Here is a 12,773-nt window from a genome sequence, read left to right as displayed (position 1 = left end):
AACGGCGACTTGTTGATAAATAGTGTTTTTATGTTGATAACCAAAAAAAAATCCGAAACCACAGGGCTTCGGATTTGATATAAATTTGTAAGAATTTACTCCTTATATTCGCCCATCTTGCTGTATTTGTCCATTCTTTGCGCCACAAGTTCTTCTGTTGATAAGTCTTTGAGCTCGTTGTAGGCTTTGGAAATATACTGGCTTACGGTTTTGAATGTAGTTGTCCTGTCGTAATGCGCTCCGCCCAGTGGTTCCGGGATAATGTCGTCGACAAGCTTTTGCTTTTTCATATCGGCGGAAGTCAGTTTGAGTGCTTCCGCAGCCTGTTCTTTGTATTCCCAGCTTTTCCAGAGGATGGATGAACAGGATTCCGGTGAAATTACTGAATACCACGTATTTTCCATCATCAGTACCCTGTCTCCAACGCCGATGCCGAGTGCGCCTCCAGAGGCACCTTCTCCGACGATTACAGAAATGATCGGGGTTTTTAATTTTACCATTTCAAAGATATTCCTTGCGATGGCCTCTCCTTGTCCGCGCTCTTCAGCTTCCAGACCTGGATAAGCACCGGAGTATCAATCAGTGTTAAGACCGGAATGCCGAATTTCTCTGCCATTTTCATCAATCGCAACGCTTTTCTGTAGCCTTCCGGATTTGCCATTCCGAAATTGCGGTACTGGCGGGTTTTTGTGTTGAAACCTTTTTGTTGTCCGACAATCATAAATGACTGTCCGTCGATTTTACCGAGGCCGCCAATCATGGCTTTGTCGTCTTTAAAATTCCTGTCACCGAAAAGCTCGAGCCACGAATCGCCGCAAATGGCATTGACGTCTGTCCATTGTATACGGGCGGTTTGGATGTCTCGACAACTGGACACGTTGCCAGGCGGTCAGGTTTTTGTATATCTTTCGCTTAGTTTCCTCAAGTTTTTTCTCAATCTGTTTGCAGGTATTGGTCACATCGATGTCTGATTCTTTACCGATGATCGCGCATTTTTCGAGTTGTTCTTCTAACTCTTTAATGGGAAGCTCAAAATCTAAATATTCCATAGGATTGGTGCATTTTTGATTAAAGTTGGAACAGCAAAGATAAAATATAAAACCGTTGCTGAAAGTGTTTTTTTGTTTAATTGTGAACAGCGGCGATTTGGAGATTGGCGATTTTATTCGTTTATGAAGATTCGAAAATATCAGGCTTCTTTTTTGTAATGCTTAATGACGCCGTTCAGGATTACCGTTGCCAGGATTACAAGTGAGCCGATGTAGAATGGAATGCTCATTTTTTCTTCTTCACCGAGGATGAAAAATGCGAGGATGATGCCGTAAACCGGTTCGAGATTCGTGGTGAGCATCACAGTGTAGGGCGACAATTTTTTCATTACCTGGACCGCGGCGGTGAAAGCGTAAGAAGTACAAATGGATGACAAAATAATGATGTACATCCAGTCTTTTCCGGAAACGCTGAAAAATTGCGGCGTAAATTTTCCCTCATACAACAAATAAATGGAAACGAAGATAAATCCTGCGAAAAATTCATATAGCGCAATAACCGATGCATCGTGTTTTTGAATCAATTTCCCATTAAAAATAGTAAATAATACACCTACGAATACGGAGAAAAGCGCGCATAAAATTCCGTCTAAAAAACGCACTTCGACCTGCATGATTGTAAAAAGACCTGCGATGATGATGAGCCCGAACAAGACTTCATACCACAGCATTTTTCGTTTAAAGAACAGTGGCTCGAGAATCGCGGCAAAAAATGCGCCCATCGAAAACATCGCCAATGTTATGGAAACGTTGGAAATATTAATTGCCTTAAAGAAAAATATCCAGTGGATCGCAATGAGCAAGCCAACCATAATAAGCTGGAAAATTGCTTTTGAAGCCAGCTGGATCTTCTTTTGGTAAACAGCAGCCAAACGAGCAGGAAAATTCCGGCTAATCCCATTCTGTACCAAACCAAAGATGCTTCGCGAACGGTGATGAGGTCACCCAAGACAGCCGTAAATCCCCAGATGAATACGATTAAATGAAGATGAAGGTAGGATTTTATGTTGTTATTTTTTGGCATTGCGAAGGAGGTAAATCGCCAAAATGCCAAAAACGGTATTCGGAATCCAAACGGCAATCAGTGGCGGAATGCTTGACTTTTCTGCCAATACGCCAAAAATCTTATCGAAGAAAATATAGGTAAAAGCCAATCCGATCCCGATGGCGAGATTAACGCCCATTCCGCCACGACGCTTCATCGAAGAAACGGCAACAGCAATAATCGTCAGGATAAATGCAGAAACAGGAATGCTGTACTTTTTGTACAAAACCACCAGGTAAGTGTTGATATTGGCAGAACCACGCGCCCTTTCTTTTTTGATGAATTTGTTAAGTTCGCCAAGACTCAGCGTTTCTGCAACATAAACCGTCGGCGTTAAATCGTCTAAATCGAATTTGAAAACGGTGTCTTTTTTTTCGGCAGATTCGATGCGGTCTCCCAATTCACCAACGATACGTTTTTTGTAGTTGGTCATGGTGTAGTTTTTCTTGGTCGCATTCCAGTGAATTTTGTCCGCTGTGATTTTGAACAGCATTTTCTCCTTGTTGAATTTTTCGAGTGAAAACTGGAAAGCTGTTTTGGAATTCTGGTTGAAATTCTGAACGTATAAGTACTCGCCCTTACTGATTTCACGGAATACATTGGTTGTTTCGCGCATTTCCGTTCGTCCGCTGCCGCGAAGATACATGTACCTGAAGTTGTTGAAGCCTTCGCTGGCTTTGGGCACGATGAAAAATCCCATCAGCAATGCAAAAACAGAAACCATTGTCGCGCCTATAATATAAGGCCTTAAAAATCTTGTGAATGAGATTCCGGAACTCAGGATAGCAATAATCTCCGTATTATTTGCGAGTTTCGATGTAAACCAAATCACCGATAAAAACAGGAAAATCGGGAACAGCAGATTAGCAAAATAAACCGTAAAATCATAATAATAAATAGCAATCTTCGAAAACGGCACTTTGTTCTGGAGCATTTTATTGACCTTTTCAGAAACGTCGATAACAATTCCAATCGGAATAAAAAGCAACAGCATCACCGAGAAAGTGGCGAGGTAGCGTTTGAGGATGTATTTGTCTATGATGCTCATAAAGGTTCAGGGTTTTGGGTTCAGGGTTCAGGGTCGCGGCGAATGGCACAAGTTCTACCCTGTACCCTACACCTTTTACCTTGCACCTAAAGCCGCTGGTTGATTTGTTTTACCATTTTTTCTTTCCATTCGCGGAAATCTCCTGCTAAGATATGTTTTCTGGCTTCACGAACCAACCACATATAAAACCCAAGATTGTGTATTGTTGCGATTTGCTTGCCGAGGTATTCGTTGGCAGCAAACAAATGGCGCAAGTAGGCTTTGGTATATTCCGTATCCACGAAAGTGTGACCCATTTCATCAAGCGGCGAAAAATCGGCTTCCCATTTTTTATTTTTGATGTTGATGGTACCTTGCGAGGTAAACAACATTCCGTTTCTGGCGTTTCTGGTCGGCATTACGCAATCGAACATGTCAATTCCCAAAGCGATATTTTCGAGGATATTAATCGGAGTTCCAACGCCCATTAAATATCTCGGCTTGTCTTCTGGTAAAATTGCGGTTACGACTTCGGTCATCGCGTACATTTCTTCAGCCGGTTCACCTACTGACAATCCGCCGATGGCGTTTCCTTGCTGTCCTGAATTCGCGATATATTCTGCAGATTGCTGCCTTAAATCCTTATAAGTACTTCCTTGTACGATTGGGAAAAACGTCTGTTCGTAACCATATTTAAATGGTAATTTATCCAAATGTGAAATGCATCGGTCGAGCCAGCGGTGCGTCATGTGCATCGAGCGCTGGGCGTAGCGATAATCGCACGGGTAAGGCGTACATTCGTCAAAAGCCATGATGATATCGGCGCCGATAGTGCGTTGGATTTCCATTACATTTTCAGGCGTAAAGAAATGATAAGAGCCGTCGATATGTGATTTGAATTTCACGCCTTCTTCCTTGATTTTGCGATTGGCTGAAAGCGAGTACACCTGATAACCGCCCGAATCAGTAAGGATATTGCGGTCCAATTCATGAATTTATGCAATCCGCCGGCTTTTTCGAGGATTTCGGTTTGCGGGCGCAGGTACAAATGATAAGTATTTCCGAGGATGATATCCGGATTGATTTCTTCTTTTAATTCGCGTTGGTGCACGCCTTTTACTGAGGCAACCGTTCCAACTGGCATGAAAATCGGGGTTTCAATAGTGCCGTGATCGGTAGTAATTGTTCCGGCACGGGCTTTGGTTTGCGGATCTGTCTTTAGTAATTCGAAATTCATATGGCTTTTATCAGCCGCAAAGATAATTTATTTAGGATTTTTCAATCCGAATTTAGGATTTTATTTAACATCTTCGCTACAGGGCAAAAAAATCCCCGGAAGTTTTGATTTCCAGGGACAGTTTTAAATTACCATGGCTTTTTTACGTTGTCTGCCGTGATTGCTGCCTGTCGGTGATTTGTTACAAGCTGCAGGGTATTGCCGTTGCCGTAATCGCCGACCCTGATCTGTGCGGTTTGGCCAGCCTGCAAAGTTTGTTCGCGCCATGACTCCTCTCTTCCCTGATTGAAAAGATTGTACTTAACTTCGCCGGGCCATCGTTTTTGATCGTAATGACTGTCTTGTCATTGGAATCGGTTCGCTGATAATGCACGCGCATCATTGGCTGAATGTTGTCTGTAATACTGCCTTGTAGCAGATTTTCGTTTGAATTTTCCATAAAATGTTTTTTCAGGGGGTTTAATAAAATTTTTCGTTATGTAAAGCAACAATTTATAAACAACCCGGATACGCGTAGAAATACCTGATTTTCAATTATTGAAAAAATATTTTCAATAAAACTGTAACAAATTCGCTATCCATTCTTCTTTATAGTAAGTCAATCAAAAACACATCATCAATCGGGAGAATCTTCTGACGTTCCACAATATTCTTGCGGAACGTCTTTATTTCAGCCCGTTCTTAAATTTAAAAATTCCGTATTTCCTGTTCCCAAAAGGTGATTTTTTGATAAGTTTGTAACAACCATGACAAACCGACTTTTATGAAATCTTCTTTCAAAGCATTATTAATGCTGTTTTTATTGCTTTAATCGTTTCTTGCAGCAGCGTAAAACCTGATTCCTTAGCGACTTTTCCCAATGCAGAATACTGGCTGACGACTGCTGATAAATCTTCATTGCTGGCGAAACAAGCTCCAATCATTTTTGCAGATAACAGCAACTCGAATCCGACAATAACTGTCGACGAAAGCCAGACTTTCCAGCAAATTGACGGTTTCGGATATTGTCTTACCGGCGGAAGCGCTACACTCATCAACAATATGGCGCCTGAAAAACAAAAAGCCTTGCTGAAGGAATTGTTTGAAACCAACGGAAATGCCATCGGCGTAAGTTACCTGCGCGTCAGCATCGGCGCATCCGACCTTGATCCTGCTGTATTTTCATACGATGATTTAAAGGATGACGAATTTGATCCGCCACTTTCGAAATTCAGCATCGCTCACGACAAAAAAGACCTCATTCCGGTTTTGAAGAAAATACTCGCCATTAATCCGAACATTAAAATTTTAGGTTCTCCATGGTCGGCACCAACCTGGATGAAAGACAACAGCAACTCAAAAGGCGGCAGCCTCATACCGCGTTTTTACGATAGTTATGCGCAATATTTCGTGAAATATATTGAAGCGATGAAAAGCCACGGCATTACAATTGACGCGATTACGGTGCAGAATGAACCGTTGCATCCCGGCAATAATCCGAGTATGTACATGGAGGCGAAAGACCAGTTGATTTTTGTCAAAAAGCATCTCGGGCCTGCATTTGCCGCGGCAAAAATCAACACGAAAATCATTGTTTACGACCACAATTGCGACAAACCGCAATATCCGCTTGAAATCCTGAATGATCCTGAAGCAAAAAAATATGTCGATGGTTCTGCTTTTCATTTGTATGGAGGCGAAATCACGGCGCTTTCAAAAGTACACGATGCGCATCCCGACAAAAACGTTTATTTTACAGAACAGTGGACGGGCGGTCGGGCGATTTCCCAAACGACCTCAAATGGAACGTTGAAAATCTGGTCATCGGTGCTTCGCGCAACTGGGCAAAGACTGTTTTACAGTGGAATCTGGCTGCAGACCCGCAATACAGACCATTTACACCCGGCGGATGCACGACTTGTCTAGGCGCAATCACAATTGACGGCTCAGATGTGACGCGAAATCCTGCTTATTATGTGATCGGGCATGCTTCGAAATTCGTAAGCTCCGGATCGTTGCGCATCGCAAGTAATGCCATAGAAAACCTGCCAAATGTAGCTTTTAAAAGGCCTGATGGGAAAATCGTATTGATTGTATTGAACTCCGGTAAGAAAACAAGCGATTTCAATATTCGCTGTAACGGAAAAAATCTTGCTGCGCGCCTTGACAGCGGTTCGGTGGCTACATTTGTCTGGTAAAAAAAGTACGCTTTTTGAGTTGGATTCCCTGATTCACCAAAAGCAAAATCACAAAAGGAAAAATGACGATGTGAAACCTGTCGCCCTGATTGCAGGAAATCGCAGACATGGCTATGAAATACAATACTGCAGCACCAAGCAGTTTATCGGAAGACACAATCTTTTTTCTTAAAAGGCAATAACATGAAAGCAAAATTCCGGTAAAAGTCAGGATTATGTTCTGCAATTTTGAAAGTGCCTTAAAGAAGAATACTGCAAAATCATAATAATTCGCCTGGTTTTTATTTTCGCAGACGGCAACTGCAACACTTCCTTTGGTGGTATTCGAATAAAAATTGACGCAGTAAGCTTTTATCAGATTAATGAAATTATGCTTTAATTGTTGGCCGAAATCTGCTGCTGCTGCACTTTTTTGCGCACTGTGGGACAATTCATTGAAAATGACGGCTCGTTCATTTTTGCCTTCTTTAAATTCAATATTATTTTTCAGGCAATCGGCTTTGGTGCTCAGGTAATTGTAATAAGTGAAAGTGTTGACATAGCTAATAGCGTAGCTGCCATATTGTTTTTTCATGGCGAATAGCTGAATACTTATCAGCAAAACGCTGCAAAGCATCAAAATTGCGCCTCTGTTCCAAAAAAGGTGTTTTATTTTTCTGATAAAATAAAGCAGCAACAAAATTACCAGTTCGGACGATATCGGCTTGACCAAAACCATTAAAAGCAACAACGCAATTGTGCATGACAAATAGCCGATCCTGTTCGTATTAAAATATTGCTGCACCAGATAAAAGGCGGAAATCAGCAAAAAGACAAAAATACTTTCTGACAGCAAATGAAATGCAAAAAACAAATTGCTGATGCAAAATATAAACAGCAATCCGGCGATGAATGCGTTTTTTTCGTCCGAATGCATTTTTGCAATTCTATATACAAGCAATACCGTCGAAAACCAGCAGCACAGATTTACTGCTACTGCCCATTTGAAAACAGCATCCGCAGAACCGCCAAACAATAAAGGAAATCCGTTAATCAAATTGATAAGAAACGGACGATGGTCATTGAAAATGCCTTCCTGATATAACTGCTGTGCCGCAAAAAGATACGATTTGCTGTCGTTAAAAACATATTGCTGATTCATGATTTGCATGATGCAGACAAGCGTAATCATCCAGAAAAATGCAATTCCGAAAAGCAGCCATTCGTTTTTTACAAATAATTTCATTAAATTTAATTTTGCATTTCGCATGCCTAAAGTAGCTAAATTGTCGCAGTAATTATGACAGCAGAACAAAAATTCCAAAATGTCGATGCCTACATCGATGCATTTCCTGAAAACGCAAAGGCGGCGATGGAATTACTCCGGAAAACAATCAAAAACGCAGCTCCGGATGCAGAAGAAGTAATCAGTTATGCAATGCCCGGCTATAAGCAAAATGGTGTCGCGATTTGGTTTGCGGCTTATAAAAATCATTATGCGATTTACGTCAGGCCTAAAATTCACGAGGCATTTGCTGCTGAACTCGCACCTTATAAACAAACAAAATCGGCGGTTCATTTTTTGTATGGCAAACCGCTTCCCGAAAAACTTGTTACCGATATTACCCAATTTGCGGTTGCAGAAAATCTTAAGGATTTCTTGTTGAAGAAAGCCTCAAAGGCAAAGAAAAAAATTGATAAAAAGTAAGCCGGACGCTCTTATAATATTAAATTTCAATACAACACTAAAAACAATTTCATGGAAACAGACAAAACAAAAATTACCATCAACGCAACTGTGAATGCACCTGTCGGCAAGGTTTGGGAATCCTGGACGAAACCGCAACACATCACAAAATGGTGCAACGCCTCTGACGATTGGCATGCACCGAATGCCGAAAACGATTTGCGCGCTGGCGGCAGATTCACAACGCGGATGGAAGCCAAAGACGGCAGCATGGGTTTTGATTTCGGGGGAACTTATGATGAAGTCCGCCAAAATGAGTACATCGCTTATACAATGGACGACGGGCGCACAGTAACTATCGATTTCAAAGTCGAAGACGACGCAGTTGCGATAACTGAAACTTTCGAAGCCGAAAACCAGAATCCAATTGAAATGCAGCGCGGCGGCTGGCAGAACATACTTGATAATTTTAAGAAATATACCGAAAGCATCGCTTAAATAAAATCCCTGTTCGTGCAGGGATTTTTAGTTGGCATTTGCTTAACTTCGTACAATATCCATTTCCATGAAATTACTATTGGCCATCGGAGCAGGCAGTTTTTTCGGCGGCATAATGCGCTACCTGCTCTCGCAATTCATCCAGTCGAAAATGACGACTGCTTTTCCGTCCGGAAACTTTTACTGTTAATATCATCGGTTGTTTTTGCATCGGATTGGTTTTTGCGCTTACCGATCGCGGCAGCCTTTCAGCAGAATTGAAGCTCATCATTGCCACCGGATTGATTGGCGGTTTTACGACTTTCTCAGCTTTTTCGATGGAAACAGTGAATCTGTTGCGTGACGGACAGTTTCTGGTTGCTGCAGGTTATGCTGTTTCGAGCGTATTAGTCGGGCTTCTTGCAACTTTTCTGGGAATATCAGCAGTAAAATTCTTCTGATTATGGCTTACAACGAAAATACGGTACAGCGCATCAGAACAATTCTGCAAAAAAAAGAAGTCGATTTTTTCGAGAAGAAAATGTTCGGCGGCATTTGTTTTATGGTCGATGAAAAAATTTGCTGCGCCACCCGAATCGACAAAAACAACGGCGAAGATTTATTGCTCTGCCGACTCAGCGAAACAGATTATGTGATGGCTTCAAAACGAGAAGACGCCATCCCGATGGGCAATGCCGAACGGAAAATGAGCGGTTTTATTTTCATCTCTGAAAGCGGTTTCAAAACCAATTCAGAACTCGTCAATTGGATCCGGCTTTGCCTCGACTTTAATCCTTTCGCGAAAGCGTCTAAAAGAAAAAACCAAAATCTGCCTCATGAAAATTTATATTTCGTCGCTGCTATTTTTACTTATCACTTGTTTCGAAGCTAAGGCGCAGCAGGAAATGCTGTTGTATGAAGGTAAAATTCCGAACAGCAAAGCATCGGTTGACAAAGAAAAATCAGAAATCAATAAAGACGGTTTTTTAATCCTCAGTGACGTTTCTGTGCCGACGATTACGGCTTTCGAGCCGAAAATTTCAAAACCTAACCATACAGCTGTGATTATTTGTCCGGGCGGTGCTTACGGAATTTTAGCTGCCGGGCATGAAGGCGCAGATGTAGCGCAAAAACTCAGCAATTTAGGCATCACTGCTTTTGTCCTGAAATACAGGTTGCCGAATGACAGCATCATGATTGACAAATCAATCGGCCCATTGCAGGACGCGCAAAAAGCGATTCAGATGGTACGTGAAAATGCTGCAAAATGGAATATCGATCCGGCAAAAATCGGCATCATGGGATTCTCTGCAGGCGGACACCTCGCTGCATCGGCATCGACGCATTATGAAAAGGCATTGATTGATAATCCAAAAAATACTTCGTTGCGCCCCGATTTTTCGATATTGATTTATCCGATCATCAGTTTTACAGACAAACTCGCGCACATGGGCAGCCGTGACAATCTGATTGGTGAAAAGCCTTCAGAAGAACAAATCATGTATTATTCGAATGAATTGCAGGTAACTTCACAAACACCTCCCGCATTTTTAGTGCATTGTACAGACGACAGCCTCGTTCCCGTTGGCAACAGTATTGCTTATGACAGGGCATTACGCCAAAATGAGCTCAGTCAGTGAATTATTCCTGTATCCGAAGGGCGATCACGGTTTCGGAATGCACAACAAATCTACGACTGATGAGTGGACTGATTATCTGAAAAAGTGGTTGAAAGTCAATCGTTGGCTTTGATTCTACAGAAATCCGTTGAGAAACTTTATCTTTGAAAATAAAACCATCCATTTTGCTGAAAGAAACTTTTACTGAGCTGCTTACAAAATATAATGCAACACCTGATATCATAAGCAAATTCTCAGCGGAAATCGAAGAACAATATTCGGGTAAAAAGAAATTCTACCATACGCTGGCGCATCTTCAGCATTTGTTACAGGAATTGAAAGCTGTTAAAAGTGACATCAAAAATTGGGATGTAATGTTATTTTCGTTGTATTATCACGACATTATTTACAACGCTGTAAAATCCGACAACGAAGAACAAAGTGCGGAACTTGCAGGGAAAAGAATGCAATCACTTGGCATTTCAGCCGAAATAATCCAAAAAAGCAAGTTACAAATCCTCGCAACCAAAAAGCATGCAGAAAGTGCAGATTCCGACACCAATTATTTTACTGATGCCGACCTCGCGATTTTAGGCCAGGATTGGGAAACATACGAATCTTATGCTGCCAGTGTAAGAAAAGAATATGCGATTTATCCCGATATGGTTTATAATGCCGGCCGCCGAAAAGTACTGAAGCATTTTTTGGAAATGGACAAAATTTACAAAACGAAACATTTTCAGGAAAAGTTTGAAACGCAGGCAAAACTCAATATTTTTAAGGAATTGCGATTTTTATGATATTTAATTACAACTATGAAAAATCTATTTTACATTTTATTATTGTCTGTTACGGCACTTCAACCAATTTGTGCACAGACCCAAAAAGTTGTCGTTTCACCAAAAGGCGAATATGCAAAAATTGATGTCAAACCACAATTTGAAACCATCAAAGCGCTTAATGACGACGACAACAATATCCGCAATAAAGCGATGGATGCCGTTGCCGCCAATCCGCATGGTTACAATCCGGCGGTGCTTTTTGCTTATTCTAAAATACTTTTTGACAGGGACAAAAAAGATGACGCTATGTTTTGGTTTTACACAGCGCAATTGCGGGCGCGTTATGATGCCAATCTTTGCCTTGATGAAACTGCTAAAAGTGCGGCTTCAGAATTAAGCAATGTTTACGGAACTGGAAATCAACAAATACGCCGTCGAAGATCTCCCAAAACTTGAAGCTACTATTGCGAAAGTCGTCGCTTTTGTGAAAGACAATGAAGAAAAATACGACCACCGATGGATCAATTTTCATGGCATGGACGCGTTGCTTAATGGCATGGATGAAAAAGCCGAAACTAAGAAAATGACGGAGCCGAAATCGAAATGGGCAAAAATCAAAACGAAAACTATCGCTGAATATGCAGAAGGATTTCAGGGGTTTCTGAAGCAGATGAGAAAATAAAATATTTTGCTTCTTTTCGCAATCGCATTCTTAATAACTATTGAAAAAATATTTTGTACCTCCTTTAAATAACGATTACTTTTGCGTCAGTTTTAACTCTAACACACAACATGAAGCGCAACACACAACAACTCAACAACCTGGCCATCCAGGTGCGAAGAGACATTCTTCGTATGGTACACGCCGTCAACTCGGGACATCCGGGCGGTTCTCTTGGCTGTACTGAATTTTTCGTAGCCCTTTACCAAAACCTCATGGACAGGCAAAGAAGGTTTTGATATGGACGGTATTGGCGAAGACATTTTCTTCCTTTCCAACGGTCACATTTCTCCTGTTTTTTACAGCGTTTTGGCAAGAAGCGGGTATTTTCCGGTTTCGGAATTGGCGACTTTCCGTCACATCAATTCGCGTTTGCAAGGACATCCGACAACCCACGAAGGTTTGCCGGGCGTTCGCATCGCTTCGGGTTCACTCGGACAAGGATTATCGGTAGCCATCGGCGCTGCACAGGCGAAAAAACTCAACAACTGCAACCATTTGGTGTATACCTTGCACGGTGACGGCGAACTACAGGAAGGCCAGAACTGGGAAGCCATCATGTATGCTTCTGCGAAAAAAGTCGATAACCTCATCGCGACAATCGACCTTAACGGAAAACAGATTGACGGAACTACGGATGAAGTTTTATATATGGGAAGCGTTCGCGCAAAATTTGAAGCATTCGATTGGGAAGTGCTTGATATTAAAGAAGGGAACAACATCGAAGCCATCATCGCCGGAATGACCAAAGCCAAATCGAAAACCGGAAAAGGAAAACCGGTCTGCGTTTTATTGCACACAGAAATGGGCAACGGCGTAGATTATATGATGTACAGCCACGCATGGCACGGAAAAGCGCCAAACGATGCACAACTCGAAGCGGCTTTGAGCCAGAATTATTCTGAAGGCGAAAGCGATTATTAAAAAGTGACCAGTGGTCAGAAATCAGTGGTCAGTTGCCACGATGACGCCG

At 41.8% G+C, this 12,773-nt stretch carries 15 protein-coding genes and 4 pseudogenes; 13 read left to right on the top strand and 6 right to left on the bottom strand.

Annotation, left to right across the window (positions count from 1 at the left end; translation table 11 throughout):
* Positions 1-95: 95 nt before the first annotated feature.
* The 5 genes and pseudogenes from ACSLFW_RS09315 to ACSLFW_RS09295 form a co-directional block, all read right to left on the bottom strand.
* Positions 96-1,049, bottom strand: a pseudogene (locus tag ACSLFW_RS09315) (acetyl-CoA carboxylase carboxyltransferase subunit alpha).
* Between the two features lie 140 nt (positions 1,050-1,189).
* Positions 1,190-2,073, bottom strand: a pseudogene (locus tag ACSLFW_RS09310) (DMT family transporter).
* The gene (locus ACSLFW_RS09305) at positions 2,060-3,142 is read right to left on the bottom strand and encodes an LptF/LptG family permease (protein WP_436555519.1); all 1,083 of its coding nucleotides are present in this window, start codon (positions 3,140-3,142) and stop codon (positions 2,060-2,062) included. Before ACSLFW_RS09305 ends, ACSLFW_RS09310 begins: the two are co-directional and overlap by 14 nt.
* An 86-nt stretch (positions 3,143-3,228) precedes the next feature.
* Positions 3,229-4,358: pseudogene (gene tgt / locus ACSLFW_RS09300) on the bottom strand (tRNA guanosine(34) transglycosylase Tgt).
* Positions 4,359-4,539: 181 nt separating this feature from the next.
* Positions 4,540-4,797: a hypothetical protein gene (locus ACSLFW_RS09295; RefSeq protein WP_436555518.1), complete on the bottom strand. Its 258-nt coding sequence runs from the start codon at positions 4,795-4,797 to the stop codon at positions 4,540-4,542.
* A 458-nt stretch (positions 4,798-5,255) separates the two neighbouring features.
* On the opposite strand from ACSLFW_RS09295, the gene ACSLFW_RS09290 reads away from it, so the two are divergent.
* Positions 5,256-6,263 carry a glycoside hydrolase family 30 protein gene (locus ACSLFW_RS09290; RefSeq protein ID WP_436555517.1) on the top strand — a complete coding sequence of 336 codons (1,008 nt, stop codon included), beginning with the start codon at positions 5,256-5,258 and terminating at the stop codon, positions 6,261-6,263.
* A 26-nt stretch (positions 6,264-6,289) separates the two neighbouring features.
* On the top strand, positions 6,290-6,535 hold the full coding sequence (locus ACSLFW_RS09285) for a glycoside hydrolase family 30 beta sandwich domain-containing protein (protein ID WP_436555516.1): 246 nt from the start codon (positions 6,290-6,292) through the stop codon (positions 6,533-6,535).
* Here ACSLFW_RS09285 and ACSLFW_RS09280 read toward each other — a convergent pair.
* Complete coding sequence (locus tag ACSLFW_RS09280) at positions 6,519-7,760, bottom strand: ArnT family glycosyltransferase (protein WP_436555515.1); 1,242 nt, start codon at positions 7,758-7,760, stop codon at positions 6,519-6,521. The genes ACSLFW_RS09285 and ACSLFW_RS09280 overlap by 17 nt on opposite strands.
* 54 nt (positions 7,761-7,814) lie before the next feature.
* Between ACSLFW_RS09280 and ACSLFW_RS09275 the strand changes: the two genes are divergently transcribed.
* The 11 genes and pseudogenes from ACSLFW_RS09275 to ACSLFW_RS09225 all read left to right on the top strand — a co-directional run bounded on the left by ACSLFW_RS09275 (position 7,815) and on the right by ACSLFW_RS09225 (position 12,724).
* Positions 7,815-8,222, top strand: a complete 408-nt coding sequence (locus ACSLFW_RS09275; RefSeq protein WP_436555514.1) for an iron chaperone — start codon at positions 7,815-7,817, stop codon at positions 8,220-8,222.
* Between the two features lie 51 nt (positions 8,223-8,273).
* Positions 8,274-8,699 (top strand): SRPBCC family protein, encoded by a 426-nt coding sequence (locus ACSLFW_RS09270; RefSeq protein ID WP_436555513.1) that lies wholly within the window; start codon positions 8,274-8,276, stop codon positions 8,697-8,699.
* Between the two features lie 67 nt (positions 8,700-8,766).
* A complete protein-coding gene (locus ACSLFW_RS09265; protein ID WP_436555512.1) occupies positions 8,767-8,889 on the top strand; it encodes a hypothetical protein in 123 nt (40 codons plus the stop codon).
* 25 nt (positions 8,890-8,914) lie between these two features.
* Positions 8,915-9,139 carry a fluoride efflux transporter FluC gene (locus tag ACSLFW_RS09260; protein ID WP_436555511.1) on the top strand — a complete coding sequence of 75 codons (225 nt, stop codon included), beginning with the start codon at positions 8,915-8,917 and terminating at the stop codon, positions 9,137-9,139.
* 2 nt (positions 9,140-9,141) lie between these two features.
* Entirely contained in the window at positions 9,142-9,570 is a 429-nt protein-coding gene (locus tag ACSLFW_RS09255; RefSeq protein WP_436555510.1) for a TfoX/Sxy family protein, read from the top strand.
* Positions 9,515-10,318 (top strand): alpha/beta hydrolase, encoded by an 804-nt coding sequence (locus ACSLFW_RS09250; RefSeq protein ID WP_436555509.1) that lies wholly within the window; start codon positions 9,515-9,517, stop codon positions 10,316-10,318. Before ACSLFW_RS09255 ends, ACSLFW_RS09250 begins: the two co-directional genes overlap by 56 nt.
* Positions 10,302-10,430 (top strand): hypothetical protein, encoded by a 129-nt coding sequence (locus ACSLFW_RS09245; RefSeq protein ID WP_436555508.1) that lies wholly within the window; start codon positions 10,302-10,304, stop codon positions 10,428-10,430. Before ACSLFW_RS09250 ends, ACSLFW_RS09245 begins: the two co-directional genes overlap by 17 nt.
* A gap of 31 nt (positions 10,431-10,461) precedes the next feature.
* Positions 10,462-11,097, top strand: coding sequence for an HD domain-containing protein (locus ACSLFW_RS09240; RefSeq protein ID WP_436555507.1), 636 nt, complete (start codon positions 10,462-10,464; stop codon positions 11,095-11,097).
* Between the two features lie 15 nt (positions 11,098-11,112).
* A complete protein-coding gene (locus ACSLFW_RS09235; protein ID WP_436555506.1) occupies positions 11,113-11,535 on the top strand; it encodes a hypothetical protein in 423 nt (140 codons plus the stop codon).
* Positions 11,480-11,761, top strand: a complete 282-nt coding sequence (locus tag ACSLFW_RS09230; protein ID WP_436555505.1) for a hypothetical protein — start codon at positions 11,480-11,482, stop codon at positions 11,759-11,761. Before ACSLFW_RS09235 ends, ACSLFW_RS09230 begins: the two co-directional genes overlap by 56 nt.
* Positions 11,762-11,871: 110 nt before the next feature.
* Positions 11,872-12,724: pseudogene (locus ACSLFW_RS09225) on the top strand (transketolase).
* Positions 12,725-12,773: the final 49 nt, after the last annotated feature.

Source organism: Flavobacterium sp. 3HN19-14, from assembly GCF_051373205.1.
In the GTDB taxonomy this organism is placed as follows: domain Bacteria; phylum Bacteroidota; class Bacteroidia; order Flavobacteriales; family Flavobacteriaceae; genus Flavobacterium.
This window is presented reverse-complemented; position numbering and strand designations above follow the sequence as displayed.

Excerpts from the sequence above, each read along its gene's own strand:
- ACSLFW_RS09295 (WP_436555518.1), bottom strand. The coding sequence starts at position 4,797 with ATGGAAAATTCAAACGAAAATCTGCTACAAGGCAGTATTACAGACAAC.
- ACSLFW_RS09265 (WP_436555512.1), top strand. The coding sequence starts at position 8,767 with ATGAAATTACTATTGGCCATCGGAGCAGGCAGTTTTTTCGGCGGCATA.
- ACSLFW_RS09275 (WP_436555514.1), top strand. The coding sequence starts at position 7,815 with ATGACAGCAGAACAAAAATTCCAAAATGTCGATGCCTACATCGATGCA.
- ACSLFW_RS09270 (WP_436555513.1), top strand. The coding sequence starts at position 8,274 with ATGGAAACAGACAAAACAAAAATTACCATCAACGCAACTGTGAATGCA.
- ACSLFW_RS09235 (WP_436555506.1), top strand. The coding sequence starts at position 11,113 with ATGAAAAATCTATTTTACATTTTATTATTGTCTGTTACGGCACTTCAA.
- ACSLFW_RS09250 (WP_436555509.1), top strand. The coding sequence starts at position 9,515 with ATGAAAATTTATATTTCGTCGCTGCTATTTTTACTTATCACTTGTTTC.
- ACSLFW_RS09255 (WP_436555510.1), top strand. The coding sequence starts at position 9,142 with ATGGCTTACAACGAAAATACGGTACAGCGCATCAGAACAATTCTGCAA.
- ACSLFW_RS09245 (WP_436555508.1), top strand. The coding sequence starts at position 10,302 with ATGAGCTCAGTCAGTGAATTATTCCTGTATCCGAAGGGCGATCACGGT.
- ACSLFW_RS09280 (WP_436555515.1), bottom strand. The coding sequence starts at position 7,760 with ATGAAATTATTTGTAAAAAACGAATGGCTGCTTTTCGGAATTGCATTT.
- ACSLFW_RS09230 (WP_436555505.1), top strand. The coding sequence starts at position 11,480 with ATGTTTACGGAACTGGAAATCAACAAATACGCCGTCGAAGATCTCCCA.
- ACSLFW_RS09305 (WP_436555519.1), bottom strand. The coding sequence starts at position 3,142 with ATGAGCATCATAGACAAATACATCCTCAAACGCTACCTCGCCACTTTC.